The sequence below is a fragment of the Streptomyces sp. NBC_01591 genome (genome assembly GCF_035918155.1).
In the GTDB taxonomy this organism is placed as follows: Bacteria; Actinomycetota; Actinomycetes; order Streptomycetales; family Streptomycetaceae; genus Streptomyces.
This window is the reverse complement of the sequence record NZ_CP109328.1, coordinates 904,448-928,203: the sequence shown is the minus strand read 5'-3', so window position 1 is coordinate 928,203 and position 23,756 is coordinate 904,448. Positions and strand designations below refer to the sequence as shown.

Below are 23,756 nucleotides of genomic sequence, written 5' to 3'. Positions count from 1 at the left end.
TGCGTCGAGGTGTGGTGGGGCCGGGTGCCGGCCTGGGCTCAGGCCGCGGTAGGTCGGCCGGTGACGCCGGTGTTCTGTTCCCAGATGGTGAAGCGGTTGGTCATTTCGGCTCGGTGTTCGGATGCGGTCATCAGGTGGCGTCGGGGCCGGAAGTGGGGTGAGATACCGCTGAACGCGGACAGGAACCGCTGGGCCCCGCCCACGCTGCGGAAGCCCTTCATCGCCCGTTCGCGTTGCCTCGTCGGCTGGTGGCTGTTCTCGGCCCGGTTGTTCAGGCCCTTGTGCGAGCGATGCTCCACCGAGGGCATGACCTCGCGGTGAGCGGCGCCGTAGGAACGCAGCTTGTCGGTGACGACCACCCGCGGCACCCTGCCCGTCTTCGTCATCAGCCTGCGGAAGAATCGCCTGGCTGCGGCCTTGTCCCGCCGGTTCTGAACGAGAATGTCCAGGACATTGCCGTCCTGGTCGACCGCCCGCCACAGGTACTTCTGCTCGCTGTTGATCTTGATGAAGACCTCGTCCGGATGCCACTTGTCCCCGGGGCGGGGCCGCCGGCGGCGCAGCGCGCCGGCGTACGCCTGGCCGAACTTCAGACACCAGCGGCGCACGGTCTCGTGGGAGACGGTCACGCCGCGCTGGAACATCAGCTCCTCCACCTCACGGAAACTGAGCGGGAACCGGAAGTACAGCCACACGCAGTGCGAGATGACCTCGACCGGGTGTCGGTGCCCCTTGCACGACGGCGGTGCACCCACCACGGACGGCTCCCCCAACGTGATCAACCCGAAGATCACCCACGGGCCAGCCAACGTGACAGCGCCCCTTGGACCACTCGCGGATTAGCACAGAGCCGGACCCAGCTCAACTGTCGGCGGACCGTGGAACCGCTATAGACTCAAAGAACCAGTTTGGGAGCTCGGGAGTTCGTGATCCGGACTGGGGACCAGGGGGGACGGCCACCCCAGGAGGACGCGATGTTGCGGCATACCAGACTGGCCGGTGAATCGGCGGACTACCTCGACGCCCGCGAAGAGCTGCGCCTGGCCGAGATCGACCTCATGCGCCACCGAGAGAAGGTCGCGGCCCAACGACGGGCGCTCCCTCAGGGGCCACCCGTCGACGACTACGCCTTCATCGAGGGCCCCGCCGACCTCGACGCCGGCGACGCACCCGTCCGCGAGGTTACTTTGAGCGAGTTGTTCACCGCCACGGACCGCCCGCTGATCGTCTACCACTTCATGTACGGCAAGCTGCAGACCGACCCCTGCCCGATGTGCACCCTGTGGATCGACGGCTTCAACGGCATCGCCCACCACATCGCCCGCAACGCCGACTTCGCCATCGCCGCGGCCGCCGACGTGCCCACCCTCCGACAGCACGCCCGCAACCGCGGCTGGCACCGACTACGGCTCTTGAGCTGCGGCGACAGCACGTTCAAGTACGACCTGGGCAGCGAGGACAAGGACGGCGAACAGGACTCCACCGTCTCCGTCTTCACCCGCGACGGAGACGGCACGGTCCGCCATTTCTACTCCACCCACCCACGCATGGCCGACGACACCGACCAGCGCGGCATCGACCTCCTAGCGCCCGTCTGGCACCTCCTCGACCTGACACCGCAGGGCCGCGACGACTGGTACGCGAGCCTCGACTACTGACCCCCGACGACCGGCGGTGCTGGCTCGAAGGCGTTGTCACGTTGGTGGGGTGTTGATCGGTTGAGGGCGTGTGGGGGTTGGGCGGGGGCCTGGGTCACGCTGCGGTGGGCGGGGCGGTGGCGCCGGTGATCTGGTCCCAGATCACGAAGCGGACGGTCATCTCGGTGCGGTGGTCGGGGGCGGTCCTCCGGTGCCGGCGTGGCCGGAAGTGGGGTGAGATGCCGCTGAACGCGGACAGGAATCTCTGAGCTCCTTGGACGCTGCGGAAGCCTTTCATGGCGTGTTCGCGCTGCCTCGTTGGCTGGTGGGAGTTCTCGGCCCGGTTGTTCAGGCCTTTGTGGGAGCGGTGCTCGACCGAGGGCATCACCTCGCGGTGGGCCGCTCCGTAGGAACGGAGCTTGTCCGTGACGATCACCCTCGGCACGGCCTCGATTCCTTTGAGGAGCCGACGGAAGAAGCGCCTGGCCGCAGCCTTGTTGCGCCGGTTCCGGACGAGGATGTCCAGCACGTTGCCGTCCTGGTCGACCGCGCGCCAGAGGTACTTCTGCTCGCCGTTGACCGTGATGAAGACCTCGTCAAGATGCCACTTGTCGCCGGGGCGGGGACATCGGCGGCGCAGCGCGTTGGCGTAGGCCCGAACTTCAGACACCACCGGCGGATCGTCTCGTAGGACACGATGACGCCGCGCTGCAGCATCAGCTCCTCCACCTCACGGAATGACAACGGGAAGCGGAAGTACAGCCACACGCAGTGGGAGATCACCTCGACCGGGTACCGGTGCCCCTTGTACGACGGCGGCGTACTGCCCACGGACAACCCCCTCCACCGTGATCAACCCGAAGATCATCCCACCCGGTCAGCAAACGTGACAGTGCCCGCCCTACTCATGGGCCGATCACCTCAAGTCGAGCGGGTTCTACGCGCTGGTCACCTGACCCATCGTGCCGGCCTGCCCGCTCACCCCCGTCGCCGGACGAAACCTGCCACCAGCACGGCCAGGATCACGCCGAACGCGACGACGATCGGCCAGGCACTCCCGGTGAGCCAGTACGCACCGATGCTGCAGACCACGACGAGGAAGCCCCACACCCAGCCCACAGCGGTGGACTGCTCGGCACTCGGGCTGGATGGCCGCCTGACTGCAGTGGCGGCGTAGCGTTCCCGCAGCGTGACGCTCGGCCATCCGTCGCCAATGCCTGACAGCAGCCAGACCGGATCCGTGTGCTGCCACCGCTGAAAATCCGAGATCAGGCTGTCCACTCGCCCGCCGGCAGCTGTGGAATGACCGGCGTCGAGGCGCTCCACGTCGGCCAGGGTCTCTTCCAACAGCAGGCGGACGCCGCCTTCACCGCCATCGGCCAGCGCCTCGGTCCGCAGCAGCACGTAGGGGCCGAACCGGGCGTCGATGAGTGCGACGAACTCATCGTAGAGGGGCGAGAACTGCGCGCCGAGCCGACTGGTCAGGCCCTGCCGCCGGGCGTGCAGTCGCGACAGCGCCGTCGGCTGGTCGACCACCAGGTACGGGTAGGTGGCCTCGCCCCACTCGCTCAGCAACTCCGCATGCTCATCGGTACCGGCGTCCTCGGTGTCGGCGATCCTCGCCTCCGCGAGGTCTCCGGGGCTGAACATCGCCCACCACAGCAGCGGTGGCCAGTTCTTGGCCTCCAGTTCCATCGCCCCGTCGAAGAAGTCGGCCCATTCACCCGCCGACCCGTTCGGCGTACGGGGCTGCCGGGCGCTGTTCAGATAGAGGCGCAAACTCATTTCGGTTCCCCACCTTCACTTGCGGATGCGCCGACCATGGGGCGCCGGTGGCCGCTGCAGCACCATCGCTCACCATCACGGCTCCCTCCCCTGTCGCCGGCAGAGTCTTCCGCAGCTTGATCGTTCCGTCGCGCGAGGAATCACTCTTGCCGACTGCACAGTCCCGGTGCCAGCTGAGGCACTCGATCAAGCGTGGCGAAGCGGAGGTATGATGTTCCCCTTCCCCGACGACCTGGTCCGGGCCCAGCGCGACTGGCTCGCCACCTACCGGCAGCTCGCCGAATCCCGCCCCCGTCACACCACCGCCCTGCGCCGCCGCCTCCTGGACCTGTCCGCCCAGGTCCAGTGACATCCGTTCTGGTCCACTCCGCCCGGCACACCCGCCGCCCGGGTCGAGCTGCGCCGGCTCGTCCACCGCCAGGAGCAGCGCGGGACGCGAGCGACATGACCCAGCCGGATGCCCTGTCCGCCCGGCAGGAAGCGATTTTGCGCACGATCCGGGACTGGATCGCCGAGAATGGCGAGAGCCCGTCCGTCCGGCAGATCGGCGAGCGGGTAGGCCTGTCCAGCACCAGCTCGGTTATGCCGCTAGTCTTCTGAGTCAGGAATTCTGTTCAGATGTGTAGGCTTGCCCTATGGCACGGACGGGGCGGCCGAAGGCCGAGTTGACGTTGTCGGACGAGGAGCGGGCCGCTCTCGAGGGGTGGGTGCGGCGCCGTTCGACACCGCAGGCGTGGGCCCTGCGGTGTCGGATCGTCCTGGCCTGCGCCCAAGGTGCCTCGAACAAGGACGTGGCCGCTCAACTCGGATCCACACCCCACGCGGTGGGCCGCTGGCGGGCCCGGTTCGTGCAGTATCGAATCGCCGGGCTGGGTGACATGCCGCGTCCGGGTGGCCCGCGGACAGTGACGGACGAGCAGGTGGCCGCGCTGGTCGCCAGAACACTGGAGTCCACGCCGAGGAACGCAACCCACTGGTCGACGCGTTCGATGGCGAAGGAACTGGGCCTGTCGCAGTCGACCGTGTCGCGGATCTGGCGGGCGTTCGGCCTGCAGCCGCACCGCTCGGAGACGTTCAAGCTGTCGACGGATCCGTACTTCATCGACAAGGTCCACGACGTCGTCGGCCTCTACCTGGACCCGCCTGAGAGAGCTTTGGTGTTCTGCGTCGACGAGAAGTCGCGTGCGCCACGAGGCGCTGATGGAACCGTGCGGGAGGAAGGACCCGCCGCCGGTCATCGTAGTGACCGGTCGAAGCTGGAGGCAGGCTGAACCCCGGGTTGGGGGTGAGGCTGGAAGCGGACTCGACAATGTAGGGGCGGGTCGATACTACCAGACGGCTCGTGCCCGCTAGCGAGGACGGGAAGGGCGTAAGGGAACTGAACCGGTGTCAGAAGCCCCGTTAGTCGTCAGTGATCTGCTGAATCTGGTGGATGGATCACTTTGCGGTGCTGGGCAGGTCGTGGCTTTTGACCTGCCCGCTTTCGTCGTCCGTGTGATTTGGGCGGCGGGAGGCCCGGGCCAAGACTGCGATATGCGGCCCGTGGCGATGCCGTCGGGGTATAGCCGGACGCCGACACCCGTCATAACGGACATCAGTGAACGTGGGAAGCGGTCCGGTGCCGCCCTACCCGTCCGGCTCCCAACCGGGCGGAGGGCAGGCGCGACGCCCGCCCAGAGCATCGGATCGTGGCGGAGCCGCCGTAGTACTCGGAGGTCAGGAGAGCTGGCCACGTGGGGAAGGGCGGCAGCGTGATCAGCAGCAGGACCGGTGGAGGGGAGATGCGCCGTTGAACAGCAGTGCACCGTCGTGGCCGAACGTCTACGAGGCCGAGCGGCGGGTACTCGACCACCAGCGCAAGCTGCACCGATGGGCACGGGCCGATCCGGAGCGCCGGTTCGGTGACGTGATCAACCTGATCTGCGACCGGGCGACCTTGTTAGTGGCCTGGGAGCGGGTCGCCGGCAACAAGGGTGCCAGGACAGCCGGCGTGGATGCGGTCACCCGCCGCCACGTCGAGGAGGACGTCGGAGTGCTGCCCTTCCTGGAGGAGCTCCGCTCCGCCTTGAGGGATGGCACGTTCACCGCGCTGCCCGTGAGGCAGGGGTCCATCCCCAAGCGCAACGGGAAGATCCGTTTGCTGGGGATTCCGACCCTGCGTGACCGGGTTGCGCAGATGGCCCTCAAGCTGGTCCTGGAGCCGGTGTTCGAGGTCGATTTCTACCCGTCCAGCTACGGGTATCGGCCCGGGCGCCGGGCTCAGGATGCCATCGCCGAGATCCACCAGCTCACCAGCCGCTCGTATGAGTGGGTGGTGGAAGGGGACATCACCGCGTGCTTCGACAACGTCGACCACCAGGTCCTGATGGGCCTGGTGGAAGAACGCGTCTCCGATCGCAAGGTGCTGCGGCTGGTCCGCGCGTTCCTGCGGGCGGGGATCGTCAAACGCCACGGTGGCCTTGCCGCGAGCCTGACCGGCACGCCGCAGGGTGGGGTTGCCTCTCCGCTGCTGGCCAACATCTATCTCTCTGTCCTGGACCGCCACTTCGCTGGCATCTGGGAACGGGAGATGAGTCCGCCCTGGCGTCGCCAGCAGCGACGACGGCGCGGACAGCCGAACTACCGTCTGATTCGTTACGCGGATGACTTCGTCGTGCTCGTGCACGGTGAACGATCGGACGCGGAGGCGATCCGGGCGGAGATCGCGCAGATGCTGGCCGAGCGGTTGAAGATGACTCTCTCGGTGGAGAAGACCCACATCACCCACATCGATGACGGTTTCGTGTTCCTGGGCTTCCGCATCCAGCGGTGGCAGCGGGGAGACGGGCGCCGTGTGGTGCTGACCATCCCGTCCAAGGACGCTCTGGCCAGGGTGATGCACAAGATCAAGGAGGCCACGAGGGCGAGTACGACCTCACTCCGGATCGGGCAGGTGCTGCGGATGATCAACCCGGTCCTGCGGGGCTGGGCTGCCTACTTCCGCTACGGCGCTTCCAAGAGGACCTTCTCCTACCTGGGCTGGTATGCCTGGTGGAGGATGATCTACTGGATTCGCCGCAAGCACCCGCACATGACCTGGAAACAGACCCGGCGCCGCTTCTACGGGACTGACCGGATCTGTGAGGACGGCCTGGTCCTCTATAACCCGGCGAAGATGCCAGTTGAGCGTTACCGCTTCCGCGGAGCGCAGATCGCGACGCCGTACAACATCGACGAGGTCGACCCGTCGGGAGCACGCTTCCGCCGGATCGGCCACGACGATGTGGCATTCGTCGGGCAAGTCTTGGAACTCGTCAACTGACCCATCGGATCACGTGGAGAGCCCGTTGCGGGGATGACCCGCACGGCGGGTTCGGCGGGCGGGGACGGGAAGACCTACGGTCGAAAGGCCGAAAGGCGTCCCGTCCTCGACCCAACAGATCCAGGCCCTGGACCGCTCTCAGCCGATGATGCCCGGGGTTCCGCAGCGGACCACCCACGACTACGTACGCGCCGGCACCACCACCCTGTTCGCCGCTCTGGAGGTCGCCACCGGCAAGGTGATCGGTTCCCTGCACCGCCGCCACCGCGCCGAGGAGTTCAAGAAATTCCTCATCAAGCTCGACAAGGAAGTCCCGGCCGGCCTCGAGGTCCACCTGGTGCTGGACAACTACGCCACCCACAAGACCCCGGCGATCAAGACCTGGCTGCTGGCACACCCACGGTTCCACCTGCACTTCACACCCACCGGATCGTCCTGGCTCAACCTGGTGGAGCGATGGTTCGCCGAGCTGACGAACAAGCAGATACGGCGAGGCGTCCACAGATCTGTCCAGGCCCTGGAGAAGGACATCCGGACCTGGATCGCCGCGTGGAACACCGACCCCAGGCCCTACGTCTGGACCAAGACCGCAGAAGAGATCCTCGAACGCCTCGCCAGCTATCTGAACAGAATTCCTGACTCGGAAGACTAGTACTCCATGAAGGCGACGACGACGATCGTTATCTGGGGTTCGCGGGACTTATCCGCAGTTCAGGCCGATGTGGGTGTGTGAGGGACGTGAGTCACGGACACTATGCCTACTGATCATTTCAGAATGAGTCAGCCGGTCACTCGTCGTCGAGCCGCTGAAGAACCTGCGTGAAGTCACCAGCATCGAGCAGGCCGGCGAGCACCTGAGTCATGCTCTCGATGCCGGGGTCCCGGACGATCAGGCCGTCAGAGCACCAGAAGTAGCGACCGCCCAACTCCTCGCCTGTCTGGGACCACCTCTTCATCAGTCGCTCGACCTCGGCGAGAGTGAACACGGTTGCGCTCCAGCGGGAGCCGTCCGCTGTCAACCGCACCTCGACGTCGACGTTGCAGACGGCATCCAGATCCTCGCCCGCGCTGGGCAAGAACGACGCCTCGAAGCGATCTGTGCGGACGCGGTACCAAGGTTCATCCCAGCCCTGGTGAACCTCGTTCCCTGTGTTGGTCATCCGGGGAGTGGGGCCTTCCCCTTGATCGTGGACACCGGTTGTCATGCGGCGGTGGCCAGCGTAGTTGATCGTTGTTCGTAGGCGATCGGGCTGATCTGGCCGAGGCGGGAGTGCCGTCGGCGGGTGTTGTAGCGGGTTGCCCATCGGAAGACCGCGAGGCGGGCCTCGCGGGCCCCGTCCCACCGTTTCCGTCCCTGGAGCGTCTCGCGTTTCATGGTCGCGTTCAGACTCTCCGCGGTGGCGTTGTCCGCGCTCGTGCCCGCCGCGCCGCGTGATCTGGTCACGCCGAGTTCCGAGCAGACCTGGGCGAACTCCCTCGACGCGTACTGGGCTCCGTTGTCGCTGTGGAAAATCGCCCCGTGCAGGCCGTCGGCGCCGCGGGCCGCTGCGGCGGCCCTGAGTGCGTCGGTGACCAGCTCCGTGCGCATGTGGTCGGCGATCGACCAGCCCGCCAGCCGCTTCGAGTGCAGGTCCAACACCGTTGCCAGATAGAGGAATCGGCCGCCTCCGATCGGGAGACAGGTTATGTCGCCCACGTACTTGGTGCTCGGCGCCTGGACGGTGAAGTCGCGCCGCAGCAGGTCTGGCACCGGCGTCGCCGATGGCTCGGGAATGGTGGTGCGGACCTTCTTGCGCAGGTGCAGCCCGACGATGCGGAACGTGCGCATGACGCGCTCGACGCGCTTGTGATTGACCCGCCTCCCGGCGTCCTTCAGCTCGGCGGTGACGCGCGGGACCCCGTAGGTGCCGTCCGATTCCCGGTGGATCTCAGCGATACGTTCGGCGAGCTCTGCATCTGCCTGGGCCCGGGCAGCCCGCGCGTCCGCGCCGGCCAGCCACCGGCAGAAGCCGGAACGCAAGACATGCAGCATCCGGCACAGCCGCTTGACGCCGAAGGCGCCACGGTGATCGTCGACGAACTGGAAGCGGCTGCTCACCAGCTGGTCTCCGCCGCAAAATACTTCGCGGCCCTCCGCAGGATCTCCCGCTCAAGCTCGAGTTCCTTCACCCGTGCCCGCAGCTGCCGGTTCTCCTTCTCCATCGCGGTGGCCTCCACGGCCCCGGGCCGGGCGGCCTGCCCGGCGTCCCGCACCCACGTGCGCAGCGTCTCGTGGCTGACGCCCACGTCCTTGGCCACCGACGCATACGTCCCACCCGGACTGGCGTGGTACAGCGCGACGGCATCGGCCCGGAACTCAGGCGAGTACTTCGACGTCCCCAACGGGAACTCCTGTCCTATGGATCTTCACGATCCAATGATCAGGGTGTCCACGATCAAGGGGAAACGCCCGCATGACCTCGCGGTGGGCCGCGCCGTAGGAGCGCAGCTTGTCGGTGACGACCACCCTCGGCACCAAGCAGGTCTTCTTGAGCAGTTTGCGGAAGAACCGCCTGGCCGCAGCGGTGTCCCGCCGGTTCTGGACAAAATGTCGAGCACGTTGCCATCGGCGTCGACGGCCCGCCACAGGTACTTCAGCTCACCGTTGATCCTGAGGAAGACCTCGTCCAGGTGCCACTTGTCGCCCGGCTGCACACGCCGGCGGCCCAGGCCGTTGGCGTAGGCCGTTGGCGTAGGCCTGCCCGAACTTCGTACACCAGCGGCGGACCGTCTCGTGGGAGACGATCACGCCGCGCTCGAGCATCAGCTCCTCGACCTCGCGGAACGACAGCGGGAAACGGAAGTACAGCCACACGCAGTGCGCGATGATCTCCACCGGGTACCGGTGCCCCTTGTACGACGGGGTGCGCTGTCCACGGACGCCCCCTCCCAGCACGACCAACCAGAAGATCATCCCAGGCCGGTCAGTCAACGTGACAGTGCCCTTGGGACCTTTCGGGCCCTGGGGACCTGGGCTCGGCGAGCGTTTTGAGTCGCCCCTCTTTCGGAGGCGACTACCGCCATCTGCCTGCGTGCTGCACGAGCGATGTTCGCGGCAGCATCTGATCGGTCTTCAGGCAGACCCGAAACGCGCGCTCGTATCTGCAGCGGTCAGCCGGCGCGGCGGGAGCGGGTCCGAGCCAACCCGCCGAGGACCACGGCGATCAGCCCCAGCACCAGGGCCACGTAGCCGCCGGCGATCCCGTTGCCGGTGCCGAGACCACCGTCGGCGGTGACCACCACCAGCCCGCCGTTGACCACGGCGATCAGCCCCGCCCCCAGGGCCGCAATGGCCCCCCTTCCCCCGATGCCGTTGCCGATATGACCAGCGGAGCGGGCCAGAGCCATCCCGCCGAGGACCACGCCGACCAGCGCCAGCAGCGCGGCTGTGGTGGCCCAGGCTCGCTCGGGGGTCAGGCCGGAAACACTGGCGGCGACCGGCTGGACCGAGACGTGCGCGGCCGCCGGTGTGGCGAGCAGGTGACGGACGGGCATGACGTGCTCCTTCTCATACGACGACTACGACGACTGGACGTCGCCTGATCATGTCCGCTGGACCCATCGCCGGTCGTCCTGCAGGCGCAGGAACTTCGCGCTGCCGCCGATGGCACACCCGGCTGCTGCAGGCGCGGCAGGTGCCGCGAAGGTACTGCGCGCGCGGTAGTCGGCCGCTCGTCCGCGAGCGGGACTCCCCCGCGGGGGCATCCGGCTAGGGTGCGCGCATGAGCAAAGGACGCTTCGGTGTTCCGGCCGGTGTCAGAGACTGGGTGATCGCCGTTGGTGTGGCGGCGGCGCTGCTGGTTACCGGCCTGTCCGGGCAGCACTCCGCCACCAGCCTCGGCCTGCTCGGCTACGCGTTGCTGGTGGCCGGCGGCCTAGCGCTGGCCGCGCGCCGCAGGGCTCCGGTGCCCGTCCTGGCCGTCACCGGGCTGTGTGCGGTGGGGTACCAGGCGGCCGATTTCGAAGTGCCTGCCGTCGCGTATCTGTTCGCGGTGTACGCCGCCGTGCGGGCGGGACACCGCACCATCACGGTGGTGGCGAGCGTGACCATGCTGGCCGCTCTCCCCCTCGCGGCCCTGGCCTCGGGCCTGCACGACACTGGTGAGGCGTTCGCGCAGGCCCGAGGCGCCCTTGAACTGGCCTGGCTGATCGCCGCCGGTGCGGCGGGGGAAGCACTGCGGCAGGCCGAGTGGCGGGCGGATGAGGCCGAGCGCACCCGGGAGGAGACCGCGCGGCGCCGCGCCGACGAAGAGCGGCTGCACATCGCGAGGGAGCTGCACGATTCGCTCACCCACCAGATCTCGGTCATCAAGGTGCAGTCCGAGGTCGCCGTCCACGTGGCCCGCAAGCAGGGTGAACAGGTACCGGAGGCACTGCTGGCGATCCGGGAGGCCGGTCGTGAGGCGGCCCGGGAACTGCGAGCGACCCTGGAGGCACTGCGCGACGACGACACGACCCCGCCGCACGGGCTCGACCACATCCCGGAACTGGTGGAAGGGGCCAGCAGGACCGGCCTGGACGCGACTCTGACGTTCGAGGGACAGCAGCACGATGTGCCGGCCGCGGTGGGCCGGACCGTCTACCGGATCGTTCAGGAGTCGCTCACCAACATCGCCCGTCACGCGAACGCAGGCACGGCGTCAGTCCGGATCGACTGCCGCCCGGACACCCTCGCAGTACGCATCGATGACGACGGCAAGGCCACACCAGTCATCGCACTGACGCCTGGCGTCGGGCTGCTCGGGATGCGCGAACGCGTCACCGCCCTCGGCGGCCGGCTGCGGGCGGAACCGCGCAGGGAGGGTGGCTTCACCGTCCAGGCCGAACTCCCCCTGGACCGAGCGTCATGATCCGTGTCCTGCTGGTCGACGACCAGCCGCTCATCCGCAGCGGATTTCGCGCGCTCCTCGATCTCGAAGACGACATCGAGGTGGTGGCCGAGGCCGCCGACGGGAAGGAGGGCCTGGCGCTCGCCAAAGAGCACCTGCCCGACATCGCTCTCATCGATATCCAGATGCCGGTCGTCGACGGCATCGAGGCGACCCGGCGCATCGCCGCGGACCCGGCCCTGGCCGGGGTGCACGTCGTCATCCTGACCAACTACGGCTTGGACGAATACGTCTTCAACGCCCTGCGCGCCGGCGCAGCCGGATTCCTCGTCAAAGACATCGTGCCGGAGGACTTCCTACACGCCGTACGCGTCGCCGCGCGCGGCGACGCCCTGCTCGCACCCACGATCACCCGCAAGCTGATCAACAGGTTCGTCACCCAGCCGCTCAACACCGGCACCGGCACGGGGCTGGAGGAGCTGACCAGCCGCGAACGCGAGGCCGTCGTTCTGGTCGCGCATGGCCTGTCCAACGACGAGATCGCGGGCCGTATGGTGATCAGCCCACTGACCGCGAAAACCCACATCAACCGGGCCATGGCCAAGCTCCATGCCCGTGACCGGGCCCAACTCGTGGTCCTCGCCTACGAATCCGGTCTGGTAGCCCCGCGCAGCTCTTGACATCCATGGTCCGGCTGGATGCCTGCCCGCCGGTGATCCTGTAACTGAACACCCTCGCAAGCGTCATCAGTGTCGTCAGACGCCTTGGACGGGGTGCTGTCCCGCCTGGCGGTGTCGCCTGCGAGCCGGACGACCATCAGCAGTAGTCGGCCAGTCCGTCCGCCAGTTCTTCTGCGTCGCCGTCGCGGATGGCGTAGAGGGCTTGCTGAAGGGCAAATGTGCCGCGGATCGCGGCAATGCGGGTGGCGAGACCGTTGTCTGACCGGCTGCCAAGGGCGAGCACTCGCTCCAGGAGGTCGCGGCTGTAGCTGGCGCTGAGGGCTGCGAGGTCCTCGGCCGGGTCGCTGAGTGTGACATCGTCCCAGTCGAGTACTCCGGCGAGGTGCGGCAGGCCGTGCCTCCACTCCCACAGGACGTTTTCGGCACCGAGGTAACCGTGCACCACTGCACGGGTGAGGTGGGAAAGGCTGTCGAGTGCTGCGAGTTCCCGCTCAGCCCGTAGGCGCCCGCTGTCGGACATGAGCTGGAACAACTCCGCGCGCACGCTCTCCGCGAATCGATGCCACCGGCCTTGCAATGCCTGGGGCAGAACCGCTCGTACCGTCTCGTCGGTGCTGGCACGGCCGAGCCCGGCCAGCAGCGTGGCGTACTGCGCCGCCACGGTGCCAGCCACTTGGGCGTCGTTGAGCGCGTCAGCCAACAACGGTTCCCCAGGAATGCGGCTGAGCACAAGGAACGGCACCTCGCTGGTGCCATCGGCTCCGCCCTCGAACAGCGGCTCAGGTGTGCGGAAGCCGAGGTCGAGCCGGCAAGTGCGCGCAGTGTGGCCACCCGCTCGGGCAGCCGGGCGGCCGCCGCCCGGGTGCGAGGCAGGCACACGACGCGGTCTGAGTCAATGACTACGTTATGGAATTGCCCCTGGCGTACGGAAAGGTCCTCCGGTTTGTCGTCAGGCAGCAGACGGCTCAGCAGAGCGTGATGCGTTGTGCGGATGTTCACGAGAATGACCTCTGGATCCTTCCTGGCGCGGAGGTGAACCCGGGGTGCTGTCAAGCTGCGTGGACAAGCGGACGTCCACCCCAGCGGATGCCCTTCTCGCTGCGGATGCGGGCGCGTTCCTTGCGCTGGGCGGCGAGGACGTCGGGGTGGCGGGCGTTGGCGTTGCGCCAGCGAAGGTAGCGGTGCAGGGCCTGCGCCGAGGCGGCTGGTGTGGCCCCCAGATGGCTTCGCAACGTCGTCGCCCGCCAACCGCATCCCGCCAGCAGCAGAGCGAGCGGCACAGCGCCGCCATGCGCCTCGTTCGAGTCGTCACCATCCAGGCCACCCCCGCGTTGATCAGTCGACGCCCACCGTAACGCGGCGCAGCCGCACGCTCACGGCTCTTGCCCCGGGGAAGGTGGATGAGGGGGACCTCTCTCTTGCAGAGAGAAGTGTCGGCCCCTGAGCAGCGCTGACCCACCGGCGGTGATCTGCGGCGCAGCACCCACCCATCAGAGGCGTTGGCAACCTGTTGAGCGACCCGTTGCGCACCAGGCTGAAGCTGGCGTCATGCGGGTGAGAGAAGCGGCGAACGCCATGGTGGTGGTGAGCACCACCACCATCCGGAGCCCGGCAGCTTGATCGATCTGAAGGTGACGGCCGTCACCTTCGCCCTCGGTCCGCCTGACGCCACGCTACCGAGCGCCCGCGTTCCGGGGGTTCAGGAACGGGCACTGACCCGATTACTGACACGCCGCCCGCCGGACAACCTCAGCCTCCCCATCCACGGCTATCGCATGGAAAACGGTGCAGACGGCTGCCGGTGCAACCCTCTGGCCGCTCCGCAACGGCGTCCGGCGGCGCGGCGGGGAAATCGCGCCGCCGGCCCACTGCACGAAGGCTTGCCGGGCGGGGTCAGGAGACGAGGCGGCAGGAGCGCCAGCGGTGGCCGGTGCGGCTGATCAGTGGAGGGCGAGCTGGGCGATGCCGACGGAGGCGCGGACGCGGTCCAGGCGGGTGCGGCTCACCGGTGGGCGCCGGGGCGGGTGGTTAGCCAGGTGGTGACGGCGGCGGCGCCGATGCCGATGCGCGGTGGAGGGCCTGGTCTGTTGACTGCACCAATTTGGTGATCGGCTGGTGCTCTGCCTGGTGGGTGCAGAGGATCTCTGCATGTCCTCGTTTCATGGGCGGTCCCAGGTCCACCGCTCGCAGCAGCTTCCCCCCGTGGACCTGGGCATTCCCTCTATCCCGCCTCAACGACATGACATCCCTGGGATAGTCGACGAATGGATCGAACGCCCCAGCACAGCGACGGGATGCTCCTGTCTCAGGAGGAGTACGAGGCAGTGCATGCCGCGGTATCTGCTGGTGCTGGCCGCTGGGCTGGCGGACAGCCATGCACGCTCAACTCATTGCTCACGCGGTGGAGTGATGTTGTGGCAGAGCTGGAAGAGGGCTATTCAAAGTGCGCGCCAGAGCTCGACAACGACATCTGGTGTCGGAGTGCGCTGGCGCGCGTCTGGCCCCTGTTGCCCCCGCGCGTCCAGTTCATCCAGCAATCAGCACTGCATGAACTCGACGGGCGGTTCCGCGCGGCAACGATCCAGTGGCCCGGCCGGGGGGAGGAAGAGAGCCAGTGGTGGAAGTGGCGCATCCCTCGACTGCTTGAGGGTGAAGCCGGAGAAAGCCGCGAACGGGGTTGGCCCTCCGGCTGGGACATGATGCCGTTCCCCAAGCCGGATGGCGTGCAAGTGATCATCTGATAAGCGAACCGGGCCTCCAGGGTCCGCGACAGGGCAAGGCCCTGCCGCAGCAGATGCAGTCCGCGCTCGGCGACGTCGCCCAGGCCCTGCTGCTGCCCGGCAGCGTCGGCTCCGCCGTCGGCCAGATCACCGGCGCCCTGACCAGCGCGCTGCGCGAACGCCGACAGACCGTACGCGCCCTAGCCGACTGCCCCCTGCTCGCGGACCTCCTGGACGCCGAGCCGGACATCGACGCCCTGTCCTACTACCCGTACCTGCTGGCCTGGGAGCTCGCCCGGCTCCCCGCCGACAAATCCGTCGTGCCGGTAGTCCTGTTCGACACGTTCGAGGACACCGGCGACCGCAACGCGCCCCACCCTGACCGCCAAAATCGCCGCCCTCGCCCGCGACGCCGGCACACCGGGCCCGGACATCGAGGACCGCGCCGCCCTGCTGCGGACAGAGATCACCACCGCCGGAATCACCGCGGGCCGCGCTGCTCCTCGAACTCGCCCTCGTCCTGCACCACACCGTGCGCGGCGACGACACCGCTGCCCGGAACGGCATCGCCCGGCTGGAAGAACTCACCCGCAGCGGCGACTACACGTACTACACCGACATCGCCTGCTTCATCACGGGCCTCCCCGCCGCCGGCCCCTCGCCGACGCACTGGCTGGACGGACAGCAGGCCACCCGCCAACGGTGGCAGCCCCTGGTCACCGCCCACCGCGGACGGCACACCTGATCCGGAGGGGCCGCCGCTGTACCCGAACGCGCAGCTCACACCGAGCGCGCCAGCAATCCAGACGTCACATGGACAGTCAGCAAGGAGTCAGGACATGAATCAGGAACAGCAGATCAGGGCGGCAGCATTCGCCGCCGCAGCGGCGGCCGTCGGTCCCTACATCGCTGCCCGGGCCACCACAGCCGAGCAGGCGGTCGACACCGTCATCCTGGAACTGCCCGAACTCGCCCGGGAAATCGCCGTACAGATCCGGGACGGAATCCCCGGGCCGCAGGCACACGCCGACCGCAAGGAAAACGAGTGGTGCGGCACCTGCAACACAGACCGGACCCTTGGCAGTGGAGGAGTGCTGGGCATGCGGCTCACCTGCGAGGAATGCCCCACGGTGACGGTGTAAGGAAGGTGGGACCGACACCAGGTCTCGGAGGTCCTCGGAAGTCCGCCTCCCGCCCAGTCGGAGTTCCACCCGGGGGCCGGCGGGCCCACGCGCCGGTGACCTCAGCCAGGAAACGCCAGCCGCCAAGCCCCCCGGGCACCTCCACAGCCAGATCCGTCGCCCGGACTCGGGGAACATGCGGCAGGGCAGCCCTCGCATCGCCGGCTCTCCCACCGCACCGCTTCCACAAGGGCCGGGCCCGTCCGGGACGGCGGAGCGGCCTCGCAGCGAGCGGAGACGGCGAACCGGCAGAGACCCCTCCGGCAAGGCCCACAGGGTCAGCTGGAGGAGGTGTCCTTGCCGACGAGGCCCGAGAGCAGTTCGACCAGGGTGGTATTCACACTGCGCTGTTCGGTCAGGAACCCGTCGATCTTCCGTTCCAGCCCATCGAGGCGCTCGCCCAGGCCGTCGACCTTCTGGTCGAGATTGCCGACCTGGAGGCGGAGCGCGGTCAGGTCGCTCTTGACGATGCCGAACTCGCGGTCGGTCTTCTGCGCAGTCTCTTCGTAGCGGCGAGTCAGGGCGGACAGCTCGCTGTGGGCGATGGGGTCTTCAGGCACGGTCGGCTCTCCCAGGTGAGTGTCATAGCGGCGAGGCTGCGGCTTCCGATTGTCGCAGGGGTGGGGGCGAGGTTGAAAGCCGGTGGTCAGGAGGCATCGATGGGTGTGACGGCCGCCACCGACGCGTGGCCGACGGCCGCCAGAGACCGTATTGAGGTTCAGGACGCGCACCGGCTCGCCTTCCCATCGCTTCGGGGCAGTGGTGGCGACGATCGCCCCGTCCGGACGGTCTGGGGGCTGCGCGACGAACTGACTACGGGCGAAGCCCCGGGTTGGGAGCCGACCTGGTCGGCGTGAGTGCCTGGCTGGGGTGGCCTTCGTCAGGCGCCGGACGGGGTGGTGAGGGCGCCGTCGGGGTCGCGGATGATGAACGCGCTGTCCGGGGTACCGGCCGGTGTGGGAACCGGTGAGGATTCACCTCCGGCCGTGACGGCGGCTGCCGCGGCCTGTCCGCCGTCCCTCACCCGGAAGTGGGCGTTCCACCGGGGCTGAACTCTTGGGTCCGGGGCGGTTTCGTCGCCTCCGCCGCGCAGGGTGGCGACGGTGCGTCCCCCGGCCTGGACGATGATGTGGTCCTGGGCGTAGTCGACCGTGCAGCCGCCGGGAGGCTGGGCCCAGCCGAAGACCTCCGCGTAGAAGATGGCGGCGTCGAACGCGTCACGGGTCTGGAGGTCCAGCCTCACCGGGGCCCTGCCCCGTCCCACCGGCCAGGTCAGGGCCGGGCCTTCCCAGAATCCGAACACGGCCCCGTCCCGGTCCGCGGCGATCCCGGCACGGCCCTCACCCAGGACCAGAGGGCCGACGGCGAGCGTGGCGCCGCGCTCACTGATCCGGGCCGCCGTCTCGTCCGCGTCCCCGACGGCGAAGTACGGGGTCCAGACGGCCAGATGGCCACCGCCCGGGCAGCATCCGATCCCGGCAACCGGTTCACCATGGGCCAGAGCCACCGAGAAGTCGCTGCCGAGCGGGCTGGGCCTGAACGTCCAGCCCATGACACCGGAGTAGAAGGACTGTGCCGCGCGCAGGTCCCGTGCCATCAGGCTCACCCAGCAGGGCGCACCGGCCACCGGCACGGTTCCTTCGAGGGCTGGCATTCGGTGCTCCTGCGGGTGCGTGATGGACGGCGGGCCATGTCGGGTTCAACGGGTGGTGGTGCGGAGCAGGTCGCGTACCCGGTCCACCAGACCGGCGCCCGGAGCGAGGAGTCTGCCGGTGGGCGGGGTGTTCGGGAGCGAGCGGTGGGGGCGGGTGGGGGCGGGTGGGGGCGGTTTCCCTGGCCCGGCGTACCAGCCGGCCGAGTTCGTCCAGCTTCTCGGGCGGGAGGGTGGCTGCGAGTTTCGGGAACAGTTCGTGCTCTTCCTCGCGCACGTGGGAGGCGACCTCGAACTTCAGCTTCGCGATCGTGTCGTTGAACCGCGGGTCATCGACGCTCAGGTCTTCGAGCTCCTTGAGCATGCGCTCGGCTCTGGCGTGATCGGCGAGTTCCTTGTCCGCCAGTGCCGCACCGTACGGTACATGCTCGCGGACCACGGGGTAGAGATGCAGTTCCTCGGCGACCGTGTGCCGTACCAGTTCCGCGGTCAGTCGGTCCGCGAGTTCCCGCCGCCGGGGGTGGTCGACCGGCTGCAACTCGATCTGCGAGAACAACGCCTCCAGCTCACGGTGATCGGCCGCGAGCTCCGCGATCGCATCGCCACCAGGTCCCATCGCGACACAGCACCTCTCCGCGCCACGCGCGCGGGAACCACGCCGTACTCACCTCCCCGGCCCATGTCCCGTGATGCGATCACCGCCGCCCCGCACAAGGATCGGACTACGGGCGGTGGCCCGGCCGCGCCCTGCCCCCCGGTCTCGACCGCGGGGACAGCCTCCTTTTCCCGACGCGCCGGTCCACTTCCCGGCCCATGCCCGCCAGGGGGGCCTGGAGGTACGGATGCCGAGGCCCTTGTGGACCGGAGCGGTGAGTTTTGGCCTGGTCAGCATCCCGATCAAGGTGGTCAGCGCGACCGAGGACCGCTCGGTTCATTTCCACCAGGTGCATCTGGAGGACATGGGCAGGGTTCGCACGCGCAAGGTGTGCTCGATCGAGGATGAGGTCGTGCCGCAGGAGGAGATCGGCAAGGGCTACGAGCTCACCCGGGACGAGGTCGTCCCGGTCACCGATGAAGAGCTCGACGAGATGCCGCTGCCCACCGCGAAGGCCATTGAGATCGTGGCGTTCGTCGACGCCGACAGCATCGACCCGATCCGCATCAGCGATTCATACTTCCTCGCGATCGACGGGAAGGTCGCAGCCCGGCCCTATACCTTGCTCCGCAAGGCGCTGGAGCGGTCCGACAAGGTCGCCGTCGCGAAGTTCGCGTGGCACAACCGCGAGCGCCTCGGGCTGCTCCGGGTGCGCGATGACGCGATCGTGCTGCACGCGATGCGGTGGCCCGACGAGGTCCGCAGTCCCGAGTCCCTCGCGCCCAAGGCCGTGGACCTGGACGATGACGAGATCGAGCGTGCCGTCCAGCTCACCGACACCATGGCCCTCGACGACATCACCGGCTTCCGGGACGAGTACCGCGACGCCCTGGAGGCGCTGATCGAGGCGAAGTCGGAGGGCAAGGAGCTCCCGGAGCCAGCCGAGGGCGAGGAACGGGAGTCCGGGAAGGTAGTGGACCTGATGGCTGCCCTGAACGCTTCCGTCAAGGCGGCCAGGGAGTCACGCGGCGAGAACGGCCAGGACGCCACCGTGCACACGATGCAGCCAAGCAAGAAGACCGCGTCGAAGAAGGCCGCCCCGGCCAGGACGACCACCGCGAAGAAGACCGCAGCCGGGAAAAAGCTCACGGCGAAGAAGACGACCACGAAGAAGACCGCGGCCGCGAGGAAGCGCAGCGCTTCCTGAGCGGGCGCGGAGCGGGATGGTCATGAGCTTGCCGCGGATCGCTCCGATGCTCGCCACGCCGGGCAGCCTGCCGCCCGCGGCCGTGGAGGACCGGTGGGCGTTCGAGGTGAAGCAGGACGGGCAGCGGGCCATGGTCTACCTGCCGGGCGACGGGACGGTGACACTGCGGTCCCGCTCCGGGGCGGACATCACCAGCGCCTACCCGGAGCTCGCGGTACTCGGGGCCGTGCTCGGACGGCCCGCGGTCCTGGACGGCGAGATCGTCGCGCTCGACAGCCAGGGTCGCAGCGACTTCGAGCGACTGCAGTCCCGCATGGGACTGACCGGGTCACCGGCGAAGGCCGCCCGCACGGCCCAGGTCGTACCCGCCCACTTGATTCTGTTCGACGCCGTGCACCTGGACGGCCACAGCCTGATCGGGCTGCCGTACACCGAGCGCCGCACACGCCTGGAGGACCTGGGACTGGACGGGAAGCACTGGTCGACACCGGCAGCGGTCGTCGGGCACGGCGAGCAGGCGCTGGAGATGACCCGGGCCGCGGGCCTGGAGGGGGTGCTCGCGAAGCGGCTTGCCTCTGTGTACGAGCCCGGGGGCCGGTCCCGTGCGTGGATCAAGATCCGGCACGTCCGGACCGTCGATGTGGTCGTGGGCGGGTGGGTGCCCGGCCGCGGCCGGCTCACCGGCCTGCCCGGCGCCCTGCTGGTGGGCGAGGTGCATGAAGGCGGCCTGCGGTATGTGGGCAGCGTCGGCACCGGATGGAGCGACACCGAACGCACCACGCTCGCCGAACTGCTCCAGGTTGCCGCGATCGACGAGTGCCCCTTCGAGACGGCGCCGGGCGTGACCGGCGCGCGGTGGGTACTGCCGCGCCTGGTCGGCGAGGTCCGCTACACGGGCAGCACCCGGGCGGGACTGCTGCGGCACCCCTCCTGGCACCGGCTGCGGCCCGACCTCGCCCCGGACGACATCACCTGACCCGGGCGCTTCCTACTGCGGCGCCTGCAGTCCCGTCTGCGGATTACAGATCTGGCAAGGCTTGTCCGGCTCGGCGAGCGACCATCGATCCCCGGTGGCCGTCACCGTCCAGGTGCCGTCGGCTGGGCCGTTGATCCGCATCTGGATCTGCGTGCCGACCGGCGCGGTGACCTCGCGCAGGGTGTGGGGCAGGGCTCGCATGAAGGTGTCCAGGACCACGGACAGGAACCGCGGACCGGGGTCGGTGTCCTGGCCGGTGGCGTGGCGGATCTGCTGGCGGGTGGGTGCAACAGTCGCGGCCGCAGACCAGTGGAGTGAGACACCCGACCCGGGCCGGAACCGGTGCTGCTGCATCCCCGCCCGGCAGGTCACAATCTCATCGGATGTCACGGTTACTCCCCCGCCTCGGTCGACATCCCGCTGGGTCCCCAGGCCCGCACCTGGCGGAACCCTGGGGCCTATCCCTCCCACCGCACACCAACAACCAGTGCGCGCAGCCGTTCAACCGGTGCGTGCAGGGTCGGATGCGAGAAGGGACCGTGTCGAACTTTGGATCACGGCGGGAGCGGAGGCGAGGTTTGTCGGCAGCCCACTGTCGCGCTCACGCGGCAACGGAAAATGAACGGGCTGGCCCCCACCCTGGCGAAACACGCCGATCCTTGCGGGACACCCTTCTCTGCGTGCGGTGGTTGCTGCCCCGGGCGGTCAGTCGGTGGACAGCGCTTCGAGGAGGTCGCCCACGGCCGGATCGGGCAGTGCCCTGGCGACATCGGCCTGGGCGACCATTCCGACCAGCACGTGGCCGTCGATGACCGGCAGTCGGCGCACCTTGTGTTCGCTCATCGTGCGGAGAATCTCCGACGCGTCGTCGTCCGCGCCGATCGTGACGGCTTCGCCCTGCGCCAGATCGCCGGCCTTGATCTCGGCGGGGTCCTTGTCCGCCGCAAGAACCTTGACCACGATGTCGCGGTCGGTGAGTACGCCCTTGAGACGTTCGTCCGCTCCGCAGATAGGCAGAGCACCCACGCCCAGTTCGGCCATCTTGTGAGCGGCGAGGAGAGCGGATTCGTTCGCGCCGATGCACTCGGCGTCCGGGGTCATGATGTCTCGCGCGGTGGTCATCACACACGCTTCCTTTCCGATGGATTTCGGTCCGGGCTTCAGTGACCGGTCTTTCCGCGGCCCGCAGATCGCAACGCGGGGTGCTGCCCCGGGTGGCGTGCGGGGCGGTGTGGGCGTAGGGGTGGAGTGCATGCGGCGGCCCCGGTAAGGACAGCGCGCCGGGCGCGGAACCGTGCGCGCAGGGTCGGCTACGAGACAAAGAGCAGTGTGATGCCGGCAGGTTCGAGTCGTAAGCGGGAGCGGCAGTACGAGCACATCAAGGAGAGTGCCCAGAAGCGCGGTGCCTCCGAGGGGCGCGCGAAGGAACTTGCCGCGCGCACGGTCAACAAGGAGCGGGCCCGCTCAGGAGAGGCAAAAACGGCGAGCAGGACCTCCCTGCGCGATCCGAAATCCGCCTCACAGCGTGGCGGTGAGCGGTCCCACCGCGGAGCGCAGGGGCCCACGAAGGACCAGCTCTACGAAGAGGCGAAGAAGAAGAACGTCGAGGGCCGTTCAACGATGAACAAACAGGAGCTGCGCGAGGCGCTCGGCCGCTGACGGCCCATCGTGCGGGAAGACGAATCCCGATGCGCGGGATCCTTACGCGTACCTGCTCGACAATGTCCCGCGGTCGGTCCGGGACCGCTCTGATCGTCCGTCAGCGGTGTCATTCACCTCGGCCGGTGATGAAGTCTCGGGCGCGAACGACCAGCCCCAGCCCAGGGGAAAGGATCTTGGCGCCACTTGTAGAACCAGGACTCCGAGATCCCCAGCACGCGGCAGGCCAGACGGTGCGGGACGTGGTGTTCGGTCCTCTGGTTACCGATGAACGCGGCCACCTCGGCCGGTGCCTGTTCGGTCACTTCACCCAGAGGACCATGCATCGCTTGAGGACATCACGCTCCATCTCCAGCTCGCGTATCCGCTTGTTCTTCTCGCTCATCTCCCGCCGCAGCCGCTCCAGTTCGCCCCGCTCGCTCTCCCGCATCCGCCCGCCGGCGGCCTCCTGCGCGGGCCGATCGGAGGATGCCGACCCGTTTCGGCGCCAGCGCGAGACCCAGCTGTGCAGCGTGCCCGCGTGGACTCCGAGCTCGTCGGCGACCTGCGGGATCGGCTTCCCCGTCTCGATCACGATGCGTACAGCACCCTCACGGAACTCGGCGTCGTACGCCCGTTTCTTGGACCCCATGACCCTCAACTTCCCCTGAAATCACGGACTCCACGCTACGAGGGGAAGGTCACACTCTCCCAGGTCGAGCTCGCCACCGCCGAGTGGATCGACTGGTACTGCCACCGCCGACTCCACGGTGAGATAGGCCACGTCCCGCCCGTCGAGTACGAGGCCAATCACTACATGGAATCCACGAAACCCCAGGTCACAACCAGAATCTGAGATCTCTACCGAACCCGGGGCGGTTCACTGTGGGCGGGCGGGGTGTTCGGGAGCGGGGGATGGGGGCGGGTGGGGGCGGTTTCCCTGGCCCGGCGTACCAGCCGGCCGAGTTCGTCCAGCTTCTCGGGCGGGAGGGTGGCTGCGAGTTTCGGGAACAGTTCGTGTTCTTCCTCGCGCACGTGGGAGGCGATCTCGAACTTCAGCTTCGCGATCGTGTCGTTGAACTGCGGGTCATCGACGCTCAGGTCTTCGAGGTCCTTGAGCATGCGCTCGGCTCTGGCGTGGTCGGCGAGTTCCTTGTCCGCCAGTGCCGCACCGTGCGGTACATGCTCGCGGACCACGGGGTAGAGGTGCAGTTCCTCGGCGACCGTGTGCCGCACCAGTTCTGCGGTCAGCCGGTCCGCGAGTTCCCGCCGCCGGGGGTGGTCGACGGGCTGCAACTCGATCTGCGAGAACAACGCCTCCAGCTCACGGTGATCGGCCGCGAGCTCCGCGATCACATCGCCACCAGGTCCCATCGCGACACAGCACCTCTCCTCGGGTTCATCACCCCTCGGGGAGGTGGCAGCACACAGACAACACACCCCGGACGCAAAACCCGCGCCACGCGCGCGGGAACCACGCCGTACTCACCTCCCCGGCCCACGTCTCCGTGATGAAA

Annotated in this window: 22 protein-coding genes and 10 pseudogenes; 15 read left to right on the top strand and 17 right to left on the bottom strand. The window is 68.2% G+C overall.

Going from position 1 to position 23,756, the window contains the following annotated elements; all coding sequences use genetic code 11:
- Positions 1-38: 38 nt before the first annotated feature.
- A complete protein-coding gene (locus tag OG978_RS45630) occupies positions 39-758 on the bottom strand; it encodes an IS6 family transposase (protein WP_326770931.1) in 720 nt (239 codons plus the stop codon).
- A gap of 216 nt (positions 759-974) precedes the next feature.
- On the opposite strand from OG978_RS45630, the gene OG978_RS45625 reads away from it, so the two are divergent.
- Positions 975-1,658, top strand: coding sequence for a DUF899 family protein (locus OG978_RS45625; protein WP_326770930.1), 684 nt, complete (start codon positions 975-977; stop codon positions 1,656-1,658).
- A 94-nt stretch (positions 1,659-1,752) separates the two neighbouring features.
- On the opposite strand, the pseudogene OG978_RS45620 reads toward OG978_RS45625, so the two are convergent.
- Both OG978_RS45620 and OG978_RS45615 read right to left on the bottom strand, forming a co-directional pair.
- Positions 1,753-2,468, bottom strand: a pseudogene (locus tag OG978_RS45620) (IS6 family transposase).
- Positions 2,469-2,615: 147 nt separating this feature from the next.
- Positions 2,616-3,422: a hypothetical protein gene (locus OG978_RS45615; protein ID WP_326770929.1), complete on the bottom strand. Its 807-nt coding sequence runs from the start codon at positions 3,420-3,422 to the stop codon at positions 2,616-2,618.
- Between the two features lie 211 nt (positions 3,423-3,633).
- Here OG978_RS45615 and OG978_RS48730 point away from each other — a divergent pair.
- The 5 genes and pseudogenes from OG978_RS48730 to OG978_RS45590 form a co-directional block, all read left to right on the top strand.
- A pseudogene (locus OG978_RS48730) lies at positions 3,634-3,870 on the top strand (hypothetical protein).
- Positions 3,867-4,022: a hypothetical protein gene (locus OG978_RS45605; protein ID WP_326770928.1), complete on the top strand. Its 156-nt coding sequence runs from the start codon at positions 3,867-3,869 to the stop codon at positions 4,020-4,022. The pseudogene OG978_RS48730 and the gene OG978_RS45605 overlap by 4 nt, the downstream one beginning before the upstream one ends.
- Before the next feature lie 35 nt (positions 4,023-4,057).
- Positions 4,058-4,606, top strand: a pseudogene (locus OG978_RS45600) (IS630 family transposase); the annotation flags it as partial.
- A gap of 605 nt (positions 4,607-5,211) precedes the next feature.
- Complete coding sequence (gene ltrA, locus OG978_RS45595; RefSeq protein WP_326770927.1) at positions 5,212-6,723, top strand: group II intron reverse transcriptase/maturase; 1,512 nt, start codon at positions 5,212-5,214, stop codon at positions 6,721-6,723.
- Between the two features lie 115 nt (positions 6,724-6,838).
- Positions 6,839-7,375, top strand: a pseudogene (locus tag OG978_RS45590) (IS630 family transposase); the annotation flags it as partial.
- 136 nt (positions 7,376-7,511) lie between these two features.
- Here the strand turns inward: OG978_RS45590 and OG978_RS45585 are convergent.
- The 4 genes and pseudogenes from OG978_RS45585 to OG978_RS45570 form a co-directional block, all read right to left on the bottom strand.
- Positions 7,512-7,883: a hypothetical protein gene (locus OG978_RS45585; protein WP_326771080.1), complete on the bottom strand. Its 372-nt coding sequence runs from the start codon at positions 7,881-7,883 to the stop codon at positions 7,512-7,514.
- A 41-nt stretch (positions 7,884-7,924) separates the two neighbouring features.
- Positions 7,925-9,105 (bottom strand): IS3 family transposase gene (locus OG978_RS45580; protein ID WP_326770926.1). Its coding sequence is split into 2 segments (ribosomal slippage): positions 7,925-8,838 and positions 8,838-9,105, totalling 1,182 coding nucleotides; the frame shifts between segments, so codons are not numbered across the junction.
- 64 nt (positions 9,106-9,169) lie between these two features.
- Positions 9,170-9,676, bottom strand: a pseudogene (locus OG978_RS45575) (IS6 family transposase); the annotation flags it as partial.
- Positions 9,677-9,873: 197 nt separating this feature from the next.
- A complete protein-coding gene (locus OG978_RS45570) occupies positions 9,874-10,257 on the bottom strand; it encodes a DUF6223 family protein (protein WP_326770925.1) in 384 nt (127 codons plus the stop codon).
- 227 nt (positions 10,258-10,484) lie between these two features.
- On the opposite strand from OG978_RS45570, the gene OG978_RS45565 reads away from it, so the two are divergent.
- Entirely contained in the window at positions 10,485-11,612 is a 1,128-nt protein-coding gene (locus tag OG978_RS45565) for a sensor histidine kinase (RefSeq protein ID WP_326770924.1), read from the top strand.
- On the top strand, positions 11,609-12,271 hold the full coding sequence (locus tag OG978_RS45560; RefSeq protein WP_326770923.1) for a response regulator transcription factor: 663 nt from the start codon (positions 11,609-11,611) through the stop codon (positions 12,269-12,271). The genes OG978_RS45565 and OG978_RS45560 overlap by 4 nt, the downstream gene beginning before the upstream one ends.
- Before the next feature lie 136 nt (positions 12,272-12,407).
- Here the strand turns inward: OG978_RS45560 and vph are convergent.
- Together vph and OG978_RS45550 are read right to left on the bottom strand one after the other, a co-directional pair.
- Positions 12,408-13,270: pseudogene (gene vph / locus OG978_RS45555) on the bottom strand (viomycin phosphotransferase).
- 50 nt (positions 13,271-13,320) lie between these two features.
- Positions 13,321-13,464 (bottom strand): annotated as a pseudogene (locus OG978_RS45550) (IS630 family transposase); the annotation flags it as partial.
- A gap of 1,221 nt (positions 13,465-14,685) precedes the next feature.
- On the opposite strand from OG978_RS45550, the gene OG978_RS45545 reads away from it, so the two are divergent.
- Positions 14,686-15,012: a hypothetical protein gene (locus OG978_RS45545; protein WP_326770922.1), complete on the top strand. Its 327-nt coding sequence runs from the start codon at positions 14,686-14,688 to the stop codon at positions 15,010-15,012.
- Between the two features lie 179 nt (positions 15,013-15,191).
- On the opposite strand, the gene OG978_RS45540 is transcribed toward OG978_RS45545, so the two are convergent.
- A complete protein-coding gene (locus OG978_RS45540) occupies positions 15,192-15,368 on the bottom strand; it encodes a hypothetical protein (RefSeq protein ID WP_326770920.1) in 177 nt (58 codons plus the stop codon).
- A 155-nt stretch (positions 15,369-15,523) separates the two neighbouring features.
- Between OG978_RS45540 and OG978_RS45535 the strand changes: the two genes are divergently transcribed.
- Both OG978_RS45535 and OG978_RS45530 read left to right on the top strand, forming a co-directional pair.
- Complete coding sequence (locus OG978_RS45535; protein ID WP_326770919.1) at positions 15,524-15,736, top strand: hypothetical protein; 213 nt, start codon at positions 15,524-15,526, stop codon at positions 15,734-15,736.
- A 94-nt stretch (positions 15,737-15,830) separates the two neighbouring features.
- Positions 15,831-16,133 (top strand): hypothetical protein, encoded by a 303-nt coding sequence (locus tag OG978_RS45530; RefSeq protein ID WP_326770918.1) that lies wholly within the window; start codon positions 15,831-15,833, stop codon positions 16,131-16,133.
- 317 nt (positions 16,134-16,450) lie between these two features.
- On the opposite strand, the gene OG978_RS45525 is transcribed toward OG978_RS45530, so the two are convergent.
- The 3 genes and pseudogenes from OG978_RS45525 to OG978_RS45515 all read right to left on the bottom strand — a co-directional run bounded on the left by OG978_RS45525 (position 16,451) and on the right by OG978_RS45515 (position 18,439).
- Entirely contained in the window at positions 16,451-16,732 is a 282-nt protein-coding gene (locus OG978_RS45525) for a hypothetical protein (protein ID WP_326770917.1), read from the bottom strand.
- Positions 16,733-17,052: 320 nt separating this feature from the next.
- Positions 17,053-17,826 (bottom strand): VOC family protein, encoded by a 774-nt coding sequence (locus OG978_RS45520; protein ID WP_326770916.1) that lies wholly within the window; start codon positions 17,824-17,826, stop codon positions 17,053-17,055.
- A 45-nt stretch (positions 17,827-17,871) separates the two neighbouring features.
- Positions 17,872-18,439 (bottom strand): annotated as a pseudogene (locus tag OG978_RS45515) (hemerythrin domain-containing protein).
- Between the two features lie 226 nt (positions 18,440-18,665).
- On the opposite strand from OG978_RS45515, the gene ku reads away from it, so the two are divergent.
- A complete protein-coding gene (ku, locus tag OG978_RS45510) occupies positions 18,666-19,625 on the top strand; it encodes a non-homologous end joining protein Ku (RefSeq protein ID WP_326770915.1) in 960 nt (319 codons plus the stop codon).
- A 22-nt stretch (positions 19,626-19,647) separates the two neighbouring features.
- Positions 19,648-20,601 (top strand): non-homologous end-joining DNA ligase, encoded by a 954-nt coding sequence (gene ligD / locus OG978_RS45505; RefSeq protein WP_442817896.1) that lies wholly within the window; start codon positions 19,648-19,650, stop codon positions 20,599-20,601.
- Positions 20,602-20,664: 63 nt separating this feature from the next.
- On the opposite strand, the pseudogene OG978_RS45500 reads toward ligD, so the two are convergent.
- Positions 20,665-20,880: pseudogene (locus OG978_RS45500) on the bottom strand (maleylpyruvate isomerase family mycothiol-dependent enzyme); the annotation flags it as partial.
- Between the two features lie 426 nt (positions 20,881-21,306).
- The gene (locus OG978_RS45495; protein ID WP_326770913.1) at positions 21,307-21,723 is read right to left on the bottom strand and encodes a CBS domain-containing protein; all 417 of its coding nucleotides are present in this window, start codon (positions 21,721-21,723) and stop codon (positions 21,307-21,309) included.
- A gap of 210 nt (positions 21,724-21,933) precedes the next feature.
- Here OG978_RS45495 and OG978_RS45490 point away from each other — a divergent pair, with 210 nt between their 5' ends.
- The gene (locus tag OG978_RS45490) at positions 21,934-22,260 is read left to right on the top strand and encodes a plasmid stabilization protein (RefSeq protein ID WP_326770912.1); all 327 of its coding nucleotides are present in this window, start codon (positions 21,934-21,936) and stop codon (positions 22,258-22,260) included.
- Between the two features lie 301 nt (positions 22,261-22,561).
- Here OG978_RS45490 and OG978_RS45485 read toward each other — a convergent pair whose 3' ends face one another.
- Complete coding sequence (locus OG978_RS45485) at positions 22,562-22,891, bottom strand: transposase (RefSeq protein WP_326770911.1); 330 nt, start codon at positions 22,889-22,891, stop codon at positions 22,562-22,564.
- A 51-nt stretch (positions 22,892-22,942) separates the two neighbouring features.
- On the opposite strand from OG978_RS45485, the pseudogene OG978_RS45480 reads away from it, so the two are divergent.
- Positions 22,943-23,095: pseudogene (locus tag OG978_RS45480) on the top strand (IS3 family transposase); the annotation flags it as partial.
- 5 nt (positions 23,096-23,100) lie between these two features.
- Here OG978_RS45480 and OG978_RS45475 read toward each other — a convergent pair.
- Positions 23,101-23,613 (bottom strand): hemerythrin domain-containing protein, encoded by a 513-nt coding sequence (locus OG978_RS45475; protein WP_326770910.1) that lies wholly within the window; start codon positions 23,611-23,613, stop codon positions 23,101-23,103.
- Between the last annotated feature and the right edge of the window lie 143 nt (positions 23,614-23,756).

Excerpts from the sequence above, each read along its gene's own strand:
- OG978_RS45495 (WP_326770913.1), bottom strand. The coding sequence starts at position 21,723 with ATGACCACCGCGCGAGACATCATGACCCCGGACGCCGAGTGCATCGGC.
- OG978_RS45585 (WP_326771080.1), bottom strand. The coding sequence starts at position 7,883 with ATGACCAACACAGGGAACGAGGTTCACCAGGGCTGGGATGAACCTTGG.
- OG978_RS45490 (WP_326770912.1), top strand. The coding sequence starts at position 21,934 with ATGCCGGCAGGTTCGAGTCGTAAGCGGGAGCGGCAGTACGAGCACATC.
- OG978_RS45520 (WP_326770916.1), bottom strand. The coding sequence starts at position 17,826 with ATGCCAGCCCTCGAAGGAACCGTGCCGGTGGCCGGTGCGCCCTGCTGG.
- OG978_RS45530 (WP_326770918.1), top strand. The coding sequence starts at position 15,831 with ATGAATCAGGAACAGCAGATCAGGGCGGCAGCATTCGCCGCCGCAGCG.
- OG978_RS45615 (WP_326770929.1), bottom strand. The coding sequence starts at position 3,422 with ATGAGTTTGCGCCTCTATCTGAACAGCGCCCGGCAGCCCCGTACGCCG.
- OG978_RS45605 (WP_326770928.1), top strand. The coding sequence starts at position 3,867 with ATGACCCAGCCGGATGCCCTGTCCGCCCGGCAGGAAGCGATTTTGCGC.
- OG978_RS45475 (WP_326770910.1), bottom strand. The coding sequence starts at position 23,613 with ATGGGACCTGGTGGCGATGTGATCGCGGAGCTCGCGGCCGATCACCGT.
- OG978_RS45560 (WP_326770923.1), top strand. The coding sequence starts at position 11,609 with ATGATCCGTGTCCTGCTGGTCGACGACCAGCCGCTCATCCGCAGCGGA.
- OG978_RS45625 (WP_326770930.1), top strand. The coding sequence starts at position 975 with ATGTTGCGGCATACCAGACTGGCCGGTGAATCGGCGGACTACCTCGAC.
- OG978_RS45570 (WP_326770925.1), bottom strand. The coding sequence starts at position 10,257 with ATGCCCGTCCGTCACCTGCTCGCCACACCGGCGGCCGCGCACGTCTCG.
- ku (WP_326770915.1), top strand. The coding sequence starts at position 18,666 with ATGCCGAGGCCCTTGTGGACCGGAGCGGTGAGTTTTGGCCTGGTCAGC.
- OG978_RS45485 (WP_326770911.1), bottom strand. The coding sequence starts at position 22,891 with ATGGGGTCCAAGAAACGGGCGTACGACGCCGAGTTCCGTGAGGGTGCT.
- ligD (WP_442817896.1), top strand. The coding sequence starts at position 19,648 with ATGAGCTTGCCGCGGATCGCTCCGATGCTCGCCACGCCGGGCAGCCTG.
- OG978_RS45565 (WP_326770924.1), top strand. The coding sequence starts at position 10,485 with ATGAGCAAAGGACGCTTCGGTGTTCCGGCCGGTGTCAGAGACTGGGTG.